Annotated in this window: 12 protein-coding genes; 9 read left to right on the forward strand and 3 right to left on the reverse strand. The window is 70.3% G+C overall.

The window, feature by feature from the left end; genetic code table 11:
* Positions 1 to 119 precede the first annotated feature (119 nt).
* Both VH569_RS31190 and VH569_RS31195 read right to left on the reverse strand, forming a co-directional pair.
* Positions 120 to 635, reverse strand: a complete 516-nt coding sequence (locus VH569_RS31190) for a hypothetical protein (RefSeq protein ID WP_423320691.1) — start codon at positions 633 to 635, stop codon at positions 120 to 122.
* Positions 632 to 2482: an ABC transporter ATP-binding protein gene (locus tag VH569_RS31195; RefSeq protein WP_423320693.1), complete on the reverse strand. Its 1851-nt coding sequence runs from the start codon at positions 2480 to 2482 to the stop codon at positions 632 to 634. Before VH569_RS31195 ends, VH569_RS31190 begins: the two co-directional genes overlap by 4 nt.
* Positions 2483 to 2742: 260 nt before the next feature.
* Here VH569_RS31195 and VH569_RS31200 point away from each other — a divergent pair, with 260 nt between their 5' ends.
* The 8 genes from VH569_RS31200 to VH569_RS31235 all read left to right on the forward strand — a co-directional run bounded on the left by VH569_RS31200 (position 2743) and on the right by VH569_RS31235 (position 12897).
* Positions 2743 to 4005: a glycosyltransferase family 4 protein gene (locus VH569_RS31200; RefSeq protein ID WP_423320695.1), complete on the forward strand. Its 1263-nt coding sequence runs from the start codon at positions 2743 to 2745 to the stop codon at positions 4003 to 4005.
* 163 nt (positions 4006 to 4168) lie between these two features.
* Positions 4169 to 5257: a UDP-N-acetylglucosamine 4,6-dehydratase (inverting) gene (gene pseB / locus VH569_RS31205; RefSeq protein WP_423320697.1), complete on the forward strand. Its 1089-nt coding sequence runs from the start codon at positions 4169 to 4171 to the stop codon at positions 5255 to 5257.
* Positions 5257 to 6504 (forward strand): UDP-4-amino-4,6-dideoxy-N-acetyl-beta-L-altrosamine transaminase, encoded by a 1248-nt coding sequence (pseC, locus tag VH569_RS31210; protein ID WP_423320699.1) that lies wholly within the window; start codon positions 5257 to 5259, stop codon positions 6502 to 6504. Before pseB ends, pseC begins: the two co-directional genes overlap by 1 nt.
* Before the next feature lie 232 nt (positions 6505 to 6736).
* Positions 6737 to 8311 carry a flippase gene (locus VH569_RS31215; protein ID WP_423320700.1) on the forward strand — a complete coding sequence of 525 codons (1575 nt, stop codon included), beginning with the start codon at positions 6737 to 6739 and terminating at the stop codon, positions 8309 to 8311.
* Positions 8312 to 8583: 272 nt separating this feature from the next.
* Complete coding sequence (locus tag VH569_RS31220) at positions 8584 to 8880, forward strand: hypothetical protein (RefSeq protein WP_098734685.1); 297 nt, start codon at positions 8584 to 8586, stop codon at positions 8878 to 8880.
* 83 nt (positions 8881 to 8963) lie between these two features.
* The gene (locus tag VH569_RS31225) at positions 8964 to 11384 is read left to right on the forward strand and encodes a calcium-binding protein (protein WP_423320702.1); all 2421 of its coding nucleotides are present in this window, start codon (positions 8964 to 8966) and stop codon (positions 11382 to 11384) included.
* Positions 11385 to 11400: 16 nt separating this feature from the next.
* A complete protein-coding gene (locus tag VH569_RS31230) occupies positions 11401 to 11994 on the forward strand; it encodes an IMPACT family protein (RefSeq protein ID WP_423320704.1) in 594 nt (197 codons plus the stop codon).
* A 177-nt stretch (positions 11995 to 12171) separates the two neighbouring features.
* Positions 12172 to 12897 (forward strand): hypothetical protein, encoded by a 726-nt coding sequence (locus tag VH569_RS31235; RefSeq protein WP_423320705.1) that lies wholly within the window; start codon positions 12172 to 12174, stop codon positions 12895 to 12897.
* A 25-nt stretch (positions 12898 to 12922) separates the two neighbouring features.
* On the opposite strand, the gene VH569_RS31240 is transcribed toward VH569_RS31235, so the two are convergent.
* Positions 12923 to 13633, reverse strand: coding sequence for a hypothetical protein (locus VH569_RS31240; protein WP_423320707.1), 711 nt, complete (start codon positions 13631 to 13633; stop codon positions 12923 to 12925).
* 582 nt (positions 13634 to 14215) lie between these two features.
* Here VH569_RS31240 and VH569_RS31245 point away from each other — a divergent pair.
* Positions 14216 to 18559: a DUF4347 domain-containing protein gene (locus tag VH569_RS31245; protein ID WP_423320709.1), complete on the forward strand. Its 4344-nt coding sequence runs from the start codon at positions 14216 to 14218 to the stop codon at positions 18557 to 18559.
* The last annotated feature ends 210 nt before the right edge of the window (positions 18560 to 18769 follow it).

Genomic DNA, 18769 nt, shown 5'->3' on the forward strand with positions numbered 1-18769 from the left:
GTGCTTGATATGGCTGGATTCCTGCTTGCGCGGGACTGACGGCTTGCAAATATTCCGGGCTAGAACGGGAGCCTCACCCCCCTGCGACAAGACTCCAAACTCCGCCGCACCCCAACCGCTCAGGGATTGGCGCGCAGCGCTCCGCCCAACGGGGTCAGCAGACGGCGGAGCGTTGCATCCAAAAGGCTTTCATCGAGGCGGCCGGACAGGGCCAATGCCTGGGGCGGCATCATGAAGAACGGGGCGTCGCCGGCGGCCCCGCTGCGCTGAAGGGTCGCGGCGAGCGCCAGCAGACGGCGCCCCTCCTCATGCCGCAGCGTGGCATGGACCAGCACCAGCAGGGTGCCCGGCTCGGCGATGCGGGCGTCATTGGGGGCGAGCGCCGTGACCGCCGGACCGGAGGCCAGCAGGCCCGACAGCACCGCGGCGGCGCGGCCGCACAGCGCATCATCCCCGACATCCGTGGCCGGGCCGCCCTCGGCATCCACCGCGCAGAGCAGGCCGACGCGCTCGATCCGCTGGAAGAAGGGCAAGGGTGAATTGGCTGGCGACATGGCGGCGGCCTCCGCGGCGAGGATGAACAGGCTGGCGGCAATCGGCAGCGCCGGGCGGAACCGGCTCAGGATCCGTCTCATCGCGCCTCCTCCATATCGGTGATGGAGCCGGCATCGTCCGGCAGGAAGCCGCCGACCTGACGGCGCCACAGCCGGGCATAGGGACCGTCGCGGCGCAGCAGGGTGGCGTGGTCGCCGTCCTCGAGGATGCGGCCCTTCTCCATATAGAGGATACGGTCCATGCCGGTGACGGTCGACAGCCGGTGGGCGATGGCGATCACCGTACGGCCCTCGAACAGGCCGAGCAGCGCGTCCTGGATCAGATGCTCCGTCTCGGAGTCGAGCGAGGAGGTCGCCTCGTCCAGCACCAGGACCGGTGCGTCCTTCAGGAAGGCGCGGGCGATGGCGACCCGCTGGCGCTCGCCGCCCGACAGCTGGATGCCGCGCTCCCCCACCACCGTGTCATAGCCGGCGGCGCGCCCCTCGATGAAGCGGTCGCAATGGGCGCGGGCGGATGCGGCGCGGATCGCCTCGTCGCTGGCCCCCTCGCTGCCATAGGCGATGTTGTCGCGGATGGAGCGATGGAACAGGCTGGGCAGCTGCGGCACCTCGGCCACCGCGCGGTTGAGCGAGGCGAGGCTGACCGCGGCGATGTCCTGCCCATCGATCAGGATGCGGCCCCCCTGCAACGGGAACTGCCGGCGCAGCAGGCGGACCAGCGTGCTCTTGCCCGCCCCCGACGGGCCGACCAGCGCCACCCGTTCTCCCGGCCGGATGGTCAGGGACAGGCCGTCGAAGACGGCCCCCCCTGTCTCGGGATCGGAACCGGGATGGGCGAAGCGGATGTCTTCGAAGCGGATGGCGCCGTCGCCGACGGTCAGGTCGGGGCGGCCCGGCGGATCCGGGATCTCGTGCGGGCGGACGATCAGGTCCAGCGCGCCGGACAGGACGCCCAGCTGTTCGAAGAAGCCCAGCATGCGCGTCGACAGGCCCCACACATTGGTGCCGACGATGCTGGCCAGCGAGAAGATCATGGCGAACTCGCCGATGCTCATGCGGCCGGCCGTCGCCTGCGACACGGCGAGGCCGATCAGGACGATCTGGAAGACCAGCAGGGCGTTGAACAGCCAGAACCACATTTTGGTCAGGAACCAGCGCAGTTCCTTCGACCGGTCGATCTCGCCGGTCAGCGCGTCGGACAGGCCGGCCAGCTCCTGGCGGCGGCGGGCGAAGGCGCGCACCAGCTCGGCATTGGCGATGATGTCGACCATGCGGCCGGTGGTCGACGACACCTCCTCGGAGAAGGCGTGCGACAGCCGCAGGCAGCGTCTCGCCAGCAGGGCCGACAGCGCCAGATGCGCCACGGTCCAGCCGACCAGCAGGCCGGCGAACAGGGGCTGGGCCGAGGCCAGCAGCGTCAGGCCGATGGCCAGGATGATGACGATGCGGATGATGTCGTTGGTCAGGATCTCCAGGATCTGGATGGCGCTCTGCCCGGCCTGCTTGACCTTCTGGCCCAGGTTGCCGGCGAAATTGTCCTGGAAGTAGCGCGGCGAATGGTCGATCAGGTGGTCGAACAGCCGAACCTGGATGGCATGGCGCAAGGCCGGCGAGGTGTGCATGTCCACCAGCTCGCGCAGGCGGTTGAACAGGGCCGATGCGATCCACAGCCCGCCCAGCAGCAGGAACCAGCGCATCACCTCCGCCGTCCAGGCGGGGGAGCCGGAGGGATGGTTCCCCGACAGTCCGGCCCCCGATATCCCGGTGAGCGCATCGACCAGACCGCGCATCGCCACCGGCTCCAGCCCCATCAGCCCGATCCCGCCGGCAGCGGCGAGGTTCAGCAGGATGGCGCGGCCGAGGAAACCGTCGCGCACGAACATCCACAGGAAGCGCCAGGGCGAAGAGGGCAGGGGGGAAGAGGGCAAGGAAGAGGGTCGGGACGAGGACAAGGGGCGTCGGCGCTCCGTCGCGCGATGGGCCGGGCAGCGCCGGCGGACAAGAGGACCTTATAGGCGCAAGGCGGCGGGGGCGGAACGGATCCTTCCATGCCGGCCGGCTCTCTCATGGGGAGCCTGACCGGGCGGAGGACGGGCAAAGAGCCGGCGATGCTCTTATGCATCGACAGCGGTGACGGATGGTTGCAGGCTGTCGCCCCGTTCCTCCGTTTTCCGGGCATTGTCTTTCCATGCGGATCCTGTTCGTCCACCAGAACACCCCTGGCCAGTACAAGCATCTCGTCCGTCATTTCGCGGCGGATCCGGCCCATCAGGTCGCCTTCATCGGCAAGGTCCGGCGCGAACTGCCGGGCGGCGTGCAGATGGCGCTCTACCGGCCGACCCGCGAGCCGGGGGAAAACACCCACCCCTATATCCGCATGTTCGAAGGGCAGGTCCTGCATGGGCAGGGCGCCGTGCGTGCCGGGCTGGCCCTGCAGAAGGAGGGCTTCACCCCCGATGTGATCTGCGCCCATCCCGGCTGGGGCGAGGCCCTGTTCCTGAAGGACCTGTTCCCGGACGCCCGGCTGCTGCTCTATTGCGAGTTTTTCTATCGGGCCGACGGGTCGGATGTCGGCTTCGACCCGGAGCGGCCGGTGACGCTGGAGACGCGCTGCCGCATCCGCACCAAGAACACCTCCCTGCTGACCGGGCTGGACGCGATGGACTGGGGCGTCAGCCCGACCCGGTGGCAGCGGCAGCAGCATCCCGAGGCCTTCCGCCCGCGCATCTCGGTGATCCATGACGGGGTCGACACCGCGGTCTGCCGGCCGGATCCGGCCGCCACCGTCACCCTGCCCGACGGCCGCACCCTGTCGCGCGAGGACGAGGTGGTGACCTATGTCGCCCGCAACCTCGAACCCTACCGCGGCTTTCCCACCTTCATGCGGGCGGCGGCCGAACTGCTGCGGCGCCGGCCGAAGCTGCACATCCTGATGGTGGGCGGCGACGAGGTCAGCTACGGCGCGCCGCCGGAGGGGGGCGGCACCTGGCGCGAGACGATGTGGCGGGAGACGATGCTGGACGCCTCCGGCAATCCCAGGCCGGAATCGTCGCGTCTGCATGTGCTGGGCAAGCTGCCCTATGACAGCTACCTGTCGGTCCTGCGCATCTCGCGCGCCCACATCTACCTGACCTTCCCCTTCGTCCTGTCCTGGTCGATGCTGGAGGCGATGGCCTGCGGTGCCGTCATCGTCGGGTCCGACACGCCGCCGGTCGCCGAGGTGATCGAGGATGGGGTGAACGGGCTGCTGACCGGTTTCCACGACCCCATGGCGCTCGCCGACCGGGTGGAGACGGCGCTCGACGATCCGGACCTGCGCGCCGCCCTGTCGGCCGCCGCAAGGAGGACGGCGGTGGAGCGCTTCGACCTCGCCACCGTCTGCCTGCCGGCGCAGGTCCGCCTGCTGGAGGATGTGCAGGCCGGCCGGGTGCCGGCCATCCCGGTCCGATGAGGACCTTGCACCGGGGGGCGGAGTGAATTAACCCGATTGTCAGAAAGCACCGGTTACGGTCGGGGTTCATTTTGATCCCGACGCAGCATCTGTCCCGGATCGGGACGGTGGGCACCGGGTGCTGCGGCTTCGAGCGATGCGGCTTTAAAGGACGGAACCGGCGGTGACGACACATTCCAGCAAGGCGGGCGCGACGAAGCCGGAGATCCCTGCGGATGGGTCCGACATGTCGGGCACCGGGCTCGAGGCGGGCTTGCGCATGCTGGACGGCCGGTCGGTCCTGGTGACGGGGGGAACCGGCTCCTTTGGGCGCCGCTTCGTCGAGACGGTGATGCGCCACGCCAAGCCGCGCCGGGTCATCATCTTCTCCCGCGACGAGTTCAAGCAGTACGAGATGCAGCAGCGCATGCCGGCGGACTGGGCGCCGACGCTGCGCTATTTCATCGGCGACGTGCGCGACCGCGAGCGGCTGGAGCTGGCGATGCGCGGCGTCGATTTCTGCGTCCATGCCGCGGCGCTGAAGCATGTGCCGGCTGCCGAATACAACCCGATGGAATGCATCCACACCAACGTCTATGGGGCGGAGAACGTGGTGCGGGCGGCGCTGTCGATGGGGGTGCGGCGTGTTGTCGCGCTGTCGACCGACAAGGCGGCCAACCCGATCAACCTCTATGGCGCCAGCAAGCTGGCGTCGGACAAGATCTTCATCGCCGCCAACAACCTGTCGGGTGCGCTCGACACCCGCTTCGCGGTGGTGCGCTACGGCAACGTCGTGGGGTCGCGCGGCAGCGTCGTGCCGCTGTTCCACAAGATGATCGCCGAGGGCGCCGACCATCTGCCGGTCACCGACGAACGGATGACCCGCTTCTGGATCACGTTGCAGCACGGCGTCGATTTCGTGCTGTCCTGCTTCGCCATGATGCAGGGCGGCGAGATCTTCGTGCCGAAGATCCCCAGCCTGCGCATCGCCGATCTCGCCCGCGCCATGGCGCCGGACCTGCCGCAGAAGATCGTCGGCATCCGGCCGGGCGAGAAGCTGCACGAGGTGATGATCACCGAGGACGATTCCCGCCAGACCTACGAGCTGGCCGACCGCTACGTCATCGAGCCGGCCTTCACCTTCTGGCAGCATGCGCCGTACGAGCGACTGCACGCCCGCCCGGTGGCCGACGGCTTCCGCTATGCCAGCGACGGCAACGACGACTGGCTGGACGGCGAGCGGCTGCGCGACCTGCTGGCGGAAGCGCCCTGATGGCGGGCCCCTCGACAGGGGACCTGCCCTTCCTTCCCTATGGCCGCCAGTCGGTGGATGAGGAGGACATCGCCGCGGTGGCGGCGGTGCTGCGTGGCGACTGGCTGACCCAGGGACCGGCGGTCAGCGCTTTCGAGCGGGCGCTCGCCGCGAGGGTGGGGGCGGCGGACGCGGTGGCCTGCGCCAACGGCACCGCGGCGCTGCGGCTGGCCTATGCGGCGCTGGGCATCGGGCCGGGCGACGCGGTGGTGGTGCCGTCCAACACCTTCCTCGCCACCGCATCGGCCGCCCGCCATGCCGGCGCCGAGGTCGCCTTCGCCGACGTCGATCCCGACAGCGGCCTGATGGGCGTCGCCGAGGCCGAGGCCGCCATCGACCGCGCGGCCAAGGCCGGCTGGCGCGTCCGCGCCCTCGCCCCCGTCCATTATGCCGGACAGACCGCCCCGATGGATGGGCTGGCGGCGCTCGCGCGGGCGGAGGGGCTGGCGCTGGTCGAGGATGCCGCCCATGCCATCGGCACGGTGGATGTGTCCGGCGGCCGCGAGGTGCCGGTCGGCGCCGGCCGGCCGGAGGTGGAGGCGGGGTCGCTGACCGTCTTCTCCTTCCATCCGGTCAAGACCATCGCGGCCGGCGAGGGCGGGGCGGTCACCGGCGGCGACCCGGCGCTGATGGCGCGGGTGCGGCGCCTGTGCAACCACGGCATGATGCGCACGCCCGATCCGGGGGAGGGCTTCGCCGATCCCGACGCCGCCCTGGACGCGGAGGGGAACGCCAACCCCTGGTACTATGAGATGGCGGAGCCGGGCTTCAACCACCGCCTGTCCGACATCCATGCGGCACTGGTGCTGAGCCAGCTCGGCCGGCTCGACCGTTTCGTCGAACGGCGGGCGCGGCTGATGGCGCTCTATGCCGAACGGCTGGCACCGCTGGCACCGCTGGTGCGGCCGCCGGCCCTGGTGCCCTGGTGCCGGCCGGCCTGGCACCTGTGCGCCGCGCGCATCGATTTCGCAGCGGCGGGGCGGAACCGTGCGGCCGTGATGGCGGCCTTGCGCGCCCTGGGCGTCGGCACCCAGGTGCACTATATCCCGGTCCATCGCCAACCCTACTGGCGCCGCCGCTACGGCGACCTCGCCCTGCCCGGCGCCATGAGCCATTATGCCCAGACGCTGTCGCTGCCGCTGTTCCCGGCCATGGCCGACACAGACGTCGACCGGGTCGCCGCGGCGCTGGAGCGGGTCCTGTCCTGACGGGTGTCCGGCCCGGAACCCTGTCGGTCGTCCAGGCGGCCATTCAGGTGGCCGTTCAGGGTCCGGACCGTTTCGCCCAAGCGATTCCGTTAGCGTTTTGGGCAGGATGGACCGATAACAATGGCGTCGTCAGGAGGGCATAGACCTAGGTCGAACGGCTGGAAAGCCGGATGGCCGGGGTCGGGTCGTCCCGAACGCCTCTTCACAGTGTTTCGCGTACGGACCTCCGAATTTGCTTCGCAACACGCTCTGGAATCTGCTCGGCGAGGGGCTGCCCATGGCGGCGGCCCTGCTGTCGATTCCGTTGCTCATCTCCGCCGTCGGGATGGAGCGCTTCGGCGCGCTGACCCTGATCTGGGCGCTGCTCGGCTATCTGGGCGTGCTGGACCTCGGGCTGGGACGGTCGCTGGTGCAGGTCGTCGCCGACCGGATCGGCCATGCGGGCGGGCCCGGGGAGACGCCTGAGGAGGCGGGGCAGGGCTTGGCGAATACGGCAGGGATCGCCGGGCCGGCCATCGCCCTGATGGGCGCCATCGGCATCCTGACCGGCGGGGCGGTGGCGCTGGGCGCCGGGCTGCTGGCCGACCGCTTCCAGCTGGAGACTGGCACCTCGCCGGACGAGATCCGGCTCAGCCTGCTGGTGGCGGCGGCCATCGTGCCCATCGCGCTGATCTCCGCCGGCCTGCGCGGCGTGCTGGAGGCGCACCAGCGCTTCCGCCCGATCAGCCTGGTGCGGATGACGGTGGGGGTGCTGAACTACCTGAGCCCGCTTTTCGTTCTGCCCTTCAGCCAGAGCCTGGTGCCGGTGATCGCCGCCATCGCGGTCGGGCGCTTCATCGGGCTGGTCGGCTATGGCGTGCTGGCGGTGCGGCAGGTGCCGGATCTGCTGCGGCCCGGCCGCTGGGGCCGCCCCGCCCTGCGCGGGCTGTTCACCATGAGCGCCTGGATGATGCTGAACAATCTGGTCGGCCCGGCGATGCTCTATGCCGACCGCTTCATCCTGCTCAGCCTGGTGCCGGCGGCGATGGTCGCCTTCTACACCACGCCGTTCGAGCTGCTGTCGCGGCTGATGGTGATCCCCGGCGCCCTGTCGCTGGCGCTGTTCCCGCTGGCCTCCAGCCTGTTCCGGCGCGATCCGCCGGCGCTGGGCCGCATCCTGGACGCCGGCGGCCACCTGACGCTCGCGGTGTTCCTGGCGATGCAGGCCGCCACCATCGTCGGCGGCGAGACGGCGCTGGAGCTGTGGCTGGGGCCGGCCTTCGCCGCCAACAGCGCCTCGGTGCTGTCGATCCTGATGCTGGGCGTCTTCTTCAACGCCACCGCCTATGTGCCCAACACGCTGATCCAGAGCGTCGGCCGCGTCGACGTGACGGCGCGCCTGCAACTGGTCGAACTGCCGGTCTATCTCGGCGTGCTGTGGCTGCTGGCCGAGCGCTATGGCGCGGTCGGCGCCGCCGCGGCCTGGAGCCTGCGCACGGCGGTCGATTGCGGGCTTCTGCTGGTCCTGCTGCCGCGGCTGGCGCCGGGGACCGGGACGGTGGCGCTGACCATCGGCCTGCGCGCCCTGCTGGCCGGGGTCGCCGGGCTGGCCGGGCTGCTGGTCGGCGGGCCGGTCGGGGCGGCGATCAGCCTGACCGGCCTGCTGGCGGTCGGGCTGGGGGTCGCCGGCCGGCTCCTGCGCACCCGGTCCTGGGAAAAGCTGGCCGCCCCGCTGCGCAAGAGCCGGGCGGTCCCGCTGCCCGCCGCGCTGCCGGCGCCGCGGATGAACGGGCAGGCCATCGACGGAGCGGCGGCCGACCGCCCGTAACACCATTGAGCGTAAAGCCTGACACATCAGGCTTTACGCTTGCCCTCAATCGGCGGGCGCGGCCATCCGGCCGCTTGCCTTCGAGAGGCATGGGCCTGCGGGGCCGCAGTTGCGGCCCTTACCGTCGGGCGACATCTTGATCGGGGCATGGCCTTCCATCCAGAGGGTGCCGGCCATGCCCGGCCGCTGCGGCGCGCAGGTGGTTCCTTTGCCGCCGAAAATGCGCTATGTGAGCGGAAACTCTGTGCAACGCTGGTTGGAGTTCGAAGGCCATGGCCGAGGGTACTGTGGACTATTACGCGATGGTCGAAGAGGCTTGGCAGCTCAGCGACACCGCGCGCGATTACGTGAAGAACGCCGGCCGTGAGGTGGACAACACCGAGCTGTGGGAAAAGGTGTTCGCCTCGTCGGCGCTGATCGACCTGGAGCGCACCCGCGCCGAAGGCGGCCAGCCGCTGCAGAAGATCTTCTTCAAGAACCCCTACGGCCTGCAGTACCGCGCCGACCACAAGGACTGGATCCCGTTCCGTCACGGCGCGCTCGACCCGGCCTATCTCCAGGTCATCTGATCGCGTCATCCGGTTGGCGTTGCGTGATCGGCCCTGACCCGGCGGCCGGTGCCGTCCTGCGGTAGGGGTTTGGGGGAGCGTGCATGGCACGGCTGGTGGCGGGGCAGGGCTTCGCCCTCGATCTGGATGAGGCCCGGCTGGCGAACGGTTTCGTTGCCGATGCCTTCACCACCGTGCCGGATGCCTCCTCCATCGCCGCCGGTGCCGGCAGCCAGACCGTCACCCGCACGGTCGCCGGCCGGGCGCATGCCGCCACGCTCGACTATAGCGCCGCCGGCAGCGGGGTGGCGGCGTCCGTCCGTTTCACCGGCCTGACCGACCGCGATGCGGCCGGGCTCTTGCGCTACCGCATCGACGGGCTGGATGTCGCACTGACCGGCGGGACGCTCGACCGGCTCGGCGCCCGCATCTTCCAGCAGATCGACGGCTTCGTCGGGGCGGACGGCAACGACAGCGTCTATCTGGGAATCCCCGGCGGGCGCAGCTTCGACGGCGGTGCCGGCACCGACCGCGCCATTTACACCGCCGACCCGCGCCGCTATGCCGCCCAGGGCGGCAGTTACCGTGCAGAGACGCCGGTGGTGGTGGCGCTGGACAGCCGGCGCTATGCCGTGGTGTCGAGCCTCGCCACGGATACTCTGACCGATGTCGAGCTGCTGACCGTCGACGGCCGTACCGCCGCTCCGGCGGCCTTCGTCTTCGATGCGCGCAGCTATCTGGCGGCCAACCGCGACCTTGCCGCCGCCTTCGGCGACAACGCGATCGCCGCGGCGGCCCATTACGCCTGGAACGGCCGGAACGAGGGGCGCAGCCTGGGCGGCTTCGACGCGCTGGGCTATCTGGGCGCCAATCCGGACGTGCTTGCGGCGGTCGGCCTCGATGCCGGGGCCGCCATCCGGCATTACCTGGCCTATGGCGCCCGCGAAGGGCGGACGGCCGGCTTCGACCCCTACGGCTATCTCGCTTCCAACCCGGACGTGCTGGCCGCAGTCGGCATCGATCCGGCGGCGGCGGTGGTCCATTACGCCCGCTTCGGCCGGGGCGAGGGGCGCGGCGTCACCTTCGACGCCGCCGCCTATTTGGCGGCCAACACCGACGTGGCGGCGGCCACCGGCGGCGACGCCACCGCGGCCAAGCTCCATTACCTTTCCTTCGGCCGCAGCGAGGGCCGGCCGCTGCGGGTGACGCCCGGCCGGTCCGTGACGGCTGCCGCCGAAGAGCTGGCCATGGCGGCAGCCGCCCCGGCTTGGGCGGCGGACCTGCTGATCCCGCAGGGTGCGCCGGTGGCCGCACCTGTGACGGTGACCGGCACGACCGGCAACGACACGCTGAGCGGCAGCGCCGCCTACGACGCGCTGGGCAACCCGATCAGCGACGCGGTGGACGGGCTTGCCGGGATCGACAGCTTCGTGCTGACCGGCGCGCTCGCCTCCTACAGCCTGTCCTTCGACGGCAGCGGCACCCTGCAGGTCAGCGGTCCCGACGGCACCGACACGCTGACCAGCATCGAGCTGCTGCAGGCCACCGACGGGGTCTATCCGCTGGGGTCGCTGGTCGGCTTCTCCCAACCCTCGCTGAGCGGGCTGACCGTCTCGGCCGCGGCCACCACCGGCAACGACTATCTGGTGGGCGGGCTTCAGAACGACGCCATCGGCGGCGGTGCCGGGAACGACACCATCGCCGGACTGGCCGGCAACGACACGCTGTTCGGCAATGCCGGCAACGACGTCCTGCTGGGCGGCGACGGCGCCGACCAGTTGGAGGGCGGGGCTGGCAACGACCTGATGTTCGGCGGTGCGGGGGACGACCTGATGCGCGGCGACGTGATCGACGTCGTCGGCAACGACACCCTGCTGGGCGAGGACGGCAACGACTGGCTCGACGCCGGGGCCGGCAACGATTGGCTGGACGGCGGCGCCGGTAACGACACGCTCTATGGCGGGCTGGGCAGCGACGTGCTGCGCGGCGGCAGCGGCGACGACGTGCTGTTCGGCGACGTCTATTCCGACCGCAGCCACGAGATCTCGGTCAATCCCAACGACACCGTCACCGGCTACGAGGACGTGCTGCTGGGCGGCAACGGCAACGACACGCTGATCGGCGGCTATGCCGCCGACCTGCTGGACGGCGGTGCCGGGGCGGATGTCTTCTCCATCCGCAACCCGAACGAATCCACCCTGGCCGCCCCCGACGTGATCGTCAATTTCAATGGCGCCGTCGTGGCGGCGGAGGCGTTGAAGGGGCTGGCGAGCTATGCCACCGCCGGCGCCGAGGGCGACCGCATCGACCTGTCGGAGATCGACGCCATCGCCGGCACCACCGCGAACGACGCCTTCACCTTCATCGGCACCGCCGGTTTCAGCGCGGCGGGCCAGCTGCGCTATCAGGCGTCCGGTGCGGTGACGCTGATCGAGGGCGATGTGAACGGCGACCGGACGGCCGATTTCCGCATCCAGGTCAACATCGCCAACTACAGCTTCTCCGCCTTCGACTTCGTGCTGTAGGTCGGCGGCCACCCTCATGATGTTCACCCTTATCAGGACCGAGCGGTTCGAGCAGGACATCAAGAAGAGCCGCTTCCTGGCCCAGGCCGCCCCGGCCGGCAGCGAGGAGGAGGCGCGCCGCTTCATCGCCGCGTCCAGCATGCCGGATGCCGGGCACAATTGCTGGGCTCTGCGGGTCGGCGACGTCTATCGCTTCAGCGACGACGGCGAACCGGGCGGGACGGCAGGGCGGCCGATCCTCCAGGCCATCGAAGGGCAGGGAATGGACCGGGTCGCGGTGGTGGTCAGCCGCTGGTTCGGCGGCATCCTGCTGGGGGCGGGCGGGCTGGTGCGCGCCTATGGCGGCACGGCGGCAAGCTGCCTGAAGGCGGCGGAGCGCGAGCCCATCGTCGCCTATGCCACCCTGTCCGTCGCCTGCGGTTTCGCCGAGGAGGCGCGCATCCGCTCCAGCCTCGGCAGCTTCCCCGGCACGCGGGTGGAGACCACCGGCTTCACCGCCGACGGGGTCCAGCTTCTGGTCACGCTTCCCCAGGACCGGTCCGATGCCTTTGTCCGGCTGGTCACCGACATTTCCCGTGGACAGGCGGTGGTCGAACGCGGTGGGGAATGAGCGGGCGCGTATCGGCGGATGTGCATCTTTCCATAAGCATTCTTATGTGTTTTTCGTCTGCTCGGCGGGCCGTTGTCCGCAATTCTGTCGTTTTGCGTGCATGACATGGCCGCGGCGGGTCCGTTGCCCGCCCTGGCGTGGGTTGCTATTGTTTTTCCGGTAGTATCCGGAGGATGAATGACCACCGCCGCATTGCACGCTCTGAACCGCTTGTCCGATACGGCGATCAGCACCGACCCTTTCCCCCATCTGGTCGTGCCGGACTTCCTGCCCGCCGACCTCTACGCCCGGGCCTGCGCCCAATGGCCAGAGCCCGCCGCCTTCGGCATCCTTCAACCCGGCGATCTGCCGGCGCGCCATCAGGTGCCGCTGACCGAAAGCTGGCTGTCCCGCTGCGACGGGGAGCAGGCGGCGGTGTGGCGGGACGTGCGCGACTGCCTGTTCAACCCCGCCATCGTCGCGTCGATGGCCGAGCGCTTTCCCCAGGTCCGCGACAAGCTGGGCTGGGTCGATGCGCCGCCGGTGCCGAACATGCGCATCATCGAGGACCATACCGGCCACGCCATGCTGCCGCACACGGACATCGAGGCGACGATGTTCTCGATGCTGCTCTACATGCCGGCGGACGGCGGCCCGCCCAACCCGCAGGCATCCTCTCTGGGTACGGCGCTGTACCGGCCCCGCGATCCCGATTTCCGCGGACGGGGGATGGACCGCTACCCGCGCGCGGATTTCGAACTGGTGGCCCAGGCTCCCTACCGTCCCAACCATCTGCTGGCCTATGCGCCGTCCGACCGCTCGTTCCATGGGGTGGAGCCGGTTGCGGCCCCCTGCGAGCGGCGGTTGCTGATCGCCTTCGCGGTGGTGGAAACCCGTTCGCCGTCACGGCGCGGCGCGGTCTGAGACTGGCCCTGCCGTCAGAAGGACGTCAGCACCCTGCCGGCTGCCTGTCCAGCCGGGCCTCCTGGTCATTCTCCAGGCCACTCTCCAGGCCATTGATCGCCTCGGCCCAGGCGTGGGCACCCCGGATCGGATGCAGATGGTGGTCGCGCGGGTTGGGGCTGCGGTAGGCGTCGGCGATCAGGCCGGTTCCGGCATCGAGGACATGGGCGGAAATGTCGGTATAGGGAATTCGCCGCCGGGCCGCTTCCGCCGCAAGCAGCCGGTTGTAGCGCATCGTCAGCTCGGTGCGGTCGCGCAGGCTTGCGGTCACCGTGTGGCGCGCGCGCGCCACGGCGCCCTGGCGATGGCCGTCGGGAATGGTGGGAGGAACGGCTCCGGTCACCACGACCCGGCTGTAGCCGCCATCGATCAGCGTGTCGATGAAGCAGGCGTAAGCCTCGATGGACGCGGCCAGCTGTGCTTCCACCGACTCGCCCAGCGTCTGCGCCCGCCACCAGATGACGAAGCCGCAATCGACCTCGCCGAGCTGGAGGACCGGCACGACGTCCGGCAGGGCGGGCAGCAGCGCCTCCCGGAAATGGGCGATGGCCTGGGTGTGGCTTTCAGGATTGCGCAGCCCGACGGCCGTGGCGCCGGGGACGATGAGGAACCGGGACGGGCGGCGGAGCAGACCGAGCGTGGCGGCAATCTCGAAGGCCTGAACATGGCTGTCACCGATGAAATACCAGCTGTGCATCGCCTGCCCCTGCCCGTCTTGCCGCTCACCATACCGGCATCCCGGCAGAAGCCAACGGTCCGGGTTGCAGACCGGCGTCCAGGACCGGCGATGTGCTGCGGGGATCTTTGTCTGCGCAACCCCCGATGGGATTGGGGCCGGACATTGCGCCGCTGAACTTTGGAGCCTTGTCGCGGCCCCCTCTTTATTTCGGTTCCTCTTGTCGCGGTCCGCCTTGTGGCGGTTCCGGGCCAAGCCTCCGGCTGGAACCGACATACCACTTTTTCGTTTGGGAAAAAAGGTTCCCTATCAGAAGGCGGATTTTTTGGAATATCTCTGGGTGGTATGGAGAAAAGACGAAATACCCGCCTGCGTATGAGCCCGCCTTCTTTTTATTTAACTGCAAGTCTCCCCCGTTCTTGCCGGAGATACTCCGCTTTATTGAGTTGTTAGCGGCGTCTTCCTCCTCACATTTGGGTAAATACGGCCGTTCGGCCTCAATAATCATCACCGGAGTGCGGTGTGGACCGACGGCCGATGGACTGCCCTGTCCCAGCTCCTCTGCCAGTTCCTCTCCCCTGCCGCCATCAAGGAGGATCATCCGTGCGCGACGTACTGATTGCGGACGCCAGCCTCGACGATCTCGATCTGCTGCTCGACCGTTGCCGGCCCGATGTCCGGATCGTCCGGGTCGCGGCCGATGAGGATGGCGGGGCGGCTCTCGCCGCCGCACTCGCCGACCGTCCCGCCGCCATCCATCTGCTGGCCCATGGCGAGCCGGGCGCGGTCCGGCTGGGCGCCGGCCGGCTCGACATCGCGGCGCTGTCAGGCCGTGAGGCGGATGGACGGGCCTGGCCGCAGGCCCCGGACACCGAAATCCTGATCCATGCCTGCGACACCGGCGCCGACGGCGGCCGCTTCGTCCAGGCGCTCGCCCAGGCGACCGGTGCCCGCGTCGCCGCCGCAAGCCATCCGGTCGGCCACCCGTCGCTCGGCGCCTCCTGGGACCTCGACGTGACCACCGGGCCGGTCACCGCGGCCCTGCCCGTCTCCGACACCGGCGCCTGGGTCCAGCGGCTGGCCTACACCGGCACGCCGAGCGACGGCGACGACACGCTGATCGGCGACGACACCGGCAACACCATCAATGGCGGGGCCGGCAACGACAGCATCGTCGGCGGCACCGGCAACGACAGCCTGATCGGCGGGCTGGGCGACGACACGCTGGTCGGCGGCGGCAACAGCGGCCAGTCGGCCGGCGACACGCTGAACGGCGGGCTGGGCGCCGACCATTATGTCGGCGGCAACGGCTTCACCATCGTCACCTACGAGAACGCCACCACCGGCATCACGCTGGACCTGACCGACGGCGCCAACAACACCGGCGAGGCGGCGGGCGACACCTTCGTCGACATCCAGCGCTGGGTCGGGTCGGAGCATGCCGACAGCCTGACCGCCGGCGACACCGCCGTCTGGTTCTGGGGCCATGGCGGCGACGACCTGGAGCATGGCGGGGCCGGCAACGACACGCTGGAGGCCGGCGACGGCAACGACACCGTCTTCGGCGGCGGCGGCAACGACCTGATCTATGGCCGCGCCGACAATGACGAGCTGCACGGCGACGCCGGCAACGACACGGTGGCCGGCGGCGGCGGTGCCGACCTGATCTATGGCGGGGCCGGCAACGACCTGCTGAAGGGCGACTGGGAACGCGACACCATCCATGGCGGCGACGGCGACGACACCATCCTCGCCGGCATCGTCAGCGCCGGCAGCTACGGCCAGGCCCAGGCCGACCAGATCTTCGGCGAGGCCGGCAACGACCGCTACATCGTGGTCAGCCAGTACGATGCCGGGACGGTCAGCTTCGACGGCGGCGAGGGCACCGACACGCTGGAGATCCACTCCGACGACCTGAGCAGCTACAACGGCTACGACCTGGAATATTACACCGCCGTCGCCTCCCCTGCGATCGACCTGACGGGGATGACGCTGACCGGGGTGGAGCGGCTGGAGCTGACCGGCAGCAAGGCGCATGACGTCACCCTGACCGGTGTCCAGGCGGCCGGATTCGAGGTCATCGCCGGCAGTGCGGCGTCCGACACCCTGCGCATCGCCGGCAGCGCCGACCTGTCCGGGGTGGCGATGTCGGGCATCGAGGCCATCGACGTGACCGGCAGCGGTGCCACCCTGACGCTCGCCGCCTCGCAGCTGGCCGGGCTGGCGCTGTCCGGCAACGGCAATGCGCTTGCGGTGACGGCGTCAGGCACCGGAGCCTCGGTGGATCTGTCCGGCGCCGCCGGCTTCGGCCGGGTCGCCCTGACCGGCACCGCCGGGGCCGACGACCTGACCGTCGGGGCCGGGGCGACCGTCACCGGCAATGGCGGCGACGACGTCATCCGCATCGCCGCCGGGACCACCGGCGCCGTCACCATCGCCGATGCCGCCGTCGGCGACCGGCTGGTGATGACGGGTGCCGATCTGACCGCCATGCAAATCGAGACGGGCGCCGGTTCCACCACCCTGCGGGTCGGCAGCGATCTGGCTGTGACGCTGACCGGCAGCTTCGCGGCCAGCCAGTTCCAGGTCGGCAGCGGCGGCAGCGTCACCATCGTTCAGGCCAACAACGCCCCGGTGACGGAGGCCGGCAAGACGGTGATGGCCCAGGCCGGCGCCCCGGTCGCTCTCGGCATCGCCGCCCCGACCGACGCCGACGGCGACACCCTGACCGTGACGGTCACCGGCCTGCCGGCCGGCGGTGCCATCCAGCTGGCCGACGGCACCGCCGTCACCGCCAACCAGAGCCTGACGCTCGCCCAGCTGTCGGCCCTGACCTTCACCGCCGCCGCCGGCACGGCCGGCGACGCCGGCTCCTTCGCCTACACCGTCACCGACGGCCATGGCGGCACCGCCGGCCAGACCGTGGCGCTGACGGTGAACGCCGCCCCGGTGGCGGAGGCCGACAAGACGGTGACGGCCCAGGCCGGTACGCCGGTCGCCTTGGGCATCGCCGCCCCGACCGACGCCAACAACGACACCCTGACCGTGACGGTCACCGGCCTGCCGGCCGGCGGCACGCTGGCGCTCGCCGACGGCACGGCGGTGACGGCGAACCAGAGCCTGACCGCCGCCCAGCTCGCGGCATTGACCTTCACCGCGGCGGCCGGCACGGTCGGCGACGCCGGATCCTTCGCCTACACCGTCGCCGACGGTCATGGCGGCTCGGCGGCCCAGACCGTGGCGCTGACGGTGAACGCCGCCCCGGTGGCGCAGGCCGACAAGACGATGACGGCCCAGGCCGGTGGCACGGTCGGGCTTGGCATCGCCGCCCCGACCGACGCCAACAACGATGCCCTGACCGTGACGGTGACCGGCCTGCCGGCCGGCGGCACCATCCGGCTGGCCGACGGCACGGCGGTGACGGCGAACCAGAGCCTGACCACCGCCCAGCTCGCGGCATTGACCTTCACCGCCTCCGGTACGGTCGGCGACGCCGGGGCCTTCTCCTACAGCGTTGCCGACGGCCATGGCGGCACGGCGGCCCAGAGCGTCGCCCTGACGGTGGAGGCCGCGCCGGTCGTCTCGCCTCCCCCGCCGCCTCCTCCCCCGCCGCCGCCCGTCACCTCCTCGCCGGATCCGGTCGTGGATCCCGTCGTGGAGCCGGCCGTCAACCATGCTCCCACGGTGCAGGCCGACAAGACGGTGAGCGCCCAGGACCGGACGGCGGTGTCGCTCGGCATCGCGGCCCCCGCCGACATTGACGGCGACGCGCTGACGGTGACGGTGGCCGGCCTGCCCGGCGGCGGCATCGTGCGGATGGCCGACGGCAGCACCGTGACGGCGAACCAGACCCTGACGGCGGCCGACCTGCCGGGGTTGACCTTCCTGGCCACCGGTGCGGCCGGCGATGCCGGGTCCTTCGCATACATCGTCGCCGACGGCCATGGCGGTGTCGCGGCGCAGAGCATCGCCCTGCAGGTGGTGCCCGCGGCCGATCCCGCCTCCACCACCCCGCCGGCCGCCGGCGGGCTGCCGCCCGGCTTCAACGCGCTTGCCTACATCGCCTCCTACCCGGATCTGATCGCCGCCTTCGGCACCAACACCGACGCCGCGACCCAGCATTACCTCCAGGTCGGGCAGGCGGAGGGGCGGACGGTGACCTTCAACCCGCTGGCCTACACCGCTTCCTACCCCGAGCTGATCTCCGCCTTCGGCACCAACACGGATGCCGCCACCCGCCACTACATCGAGCACGGCCAGGCCGAGGGGCGGCACCCCAACTTCAGCGGGCTCGCCTACATCGCCTCCTATCCGGACCTGTCGGCGGCCTTCGGCGCCAACGCCGATGCCGGCACCCGGCATTACATCGAGAGCGGCTATGCCGAGGGGCGGACGGCGACCTTCGACGGCTACAATTACCTCGCGGCCAACCGTGACCTGGCGGTCGCCTTCGGCACCAATGCGGATGCCGCCGCCCGCCACTACATCGAGCATGGCCAGGCCGAGGGCCGGCCGGCCCAGGGCTTCGACGCGCTGCGCTACATCGCCAGCAACCCGGACCTGATCCAGGCCTTCGGTCCCGACGTCCAGGCGGCCGAGATCCACTATGTCCAGAACGGCTATGCCGAGAACCGGTCGCTGACCGCCTTCGACCCGGCGGCCTATCTGGCGAGCAATCCGGAGATCGCCTCGGAGTTCGGCACCAGCGCCGCCGCGGTCGAGCTGGCCTACATCAAGCGCAGCACCTCCACCGCGGCGGAGGCCATGGCGGCCGCCAACGGAGAGGCGCCCATCGCCGTCACCATGCTGGCGGCCGGGATGACCGGGTCTCAGTCCCAGGGCATCGACGGCGGCTTCCACGATGCCTCGTCGGGCACGGCGTCCGGCCTGCTGGCGGCGGGCGACGGCGGGCTCTCCACCCGGCAGCGGACGGAGCTTCCGGCGTAAACCTCCTCCCGCCTGTCCACCGGCAGCCCATGGCCGCCGATGGACATCGGGTGGATGTCGGTTGGAATCATCGTGTTGTGGAACCATGGGGGCGGCGGCAAGCCGCCCTTCCTTTTTGAAAGCCGCCGCCTCAGCCAATGGGGGGGCGCGAATGCCTCGGTCCCCGCATCCGGGCGGGAGGAAGCCGGTGCAAAACGAGATTTATATTTA

It is taken from the genome of Azospirillum sp. 11R-A, from assembly GCF_049472615.1.
GTDB classification, from domain to species: domain Bacteria; phylum Pseudomonadota; class Alphaproteobacteria; order Azospirillales; family Azospirillaceae; genus Azospirillum; species Azospirillum palustre.

Coding starts and splice junctions, on each gene's coding strand:
- VH569_RS31225 (WP_423320702.1), top strand. CDS start 8,964: ATGGCACGGCTGGTGGCGGGGCAGGGCTTCGCCCTCGATCTGGATGAG.
- pseC (WP_423320699.1), top strand. CDS start 5,257: ATGGCGGGCCCCTCGACAGGGGACCTGCCCTTCCTTCCCTATGGCCGC.
- VH569_RS31240 (WP_423320707.1), bottom strand. CDS start 13,633: ATGCACAGCTGGTATTTCATCGGTGACAGCCATGTTCAGGCCTTCGAG.
- VH569_RS31190 (WP_423320691.1), bottom strand. CDS start 635: ATGAGACGGATCCTGAGCCGGTTCCGCCCGGCGCTGCCGATTGCCGCC.
- VH569_RS31235 (WP_423320705.1), top strand. CDS start 12,172: ATGACCACCGCCGCATTGCACGCTCTGAACCGCTTGTCCGATACGGCG.
- VH569_RS31200 (WP_423320695.1), top strand. CDS start 2,743: ATGCGGATCCTGTTCGTCCACCAGAACACCCCTGGCCAGTACAAGCAT.
- VH569_RS31230 (WP_423320704.1), top strand. CDS start 11,401: ATGATGTTCACCCTTATCAGGACCGAGCGGTTCGAGCAGGACATCAAG.
- VH569_RS31220 (WP_098734685.1), top strand. CDS start 8,584: ATGGCCGAGGGTACTGTGGACTATTACGCGATGGTCGAAGAGGCTTGG.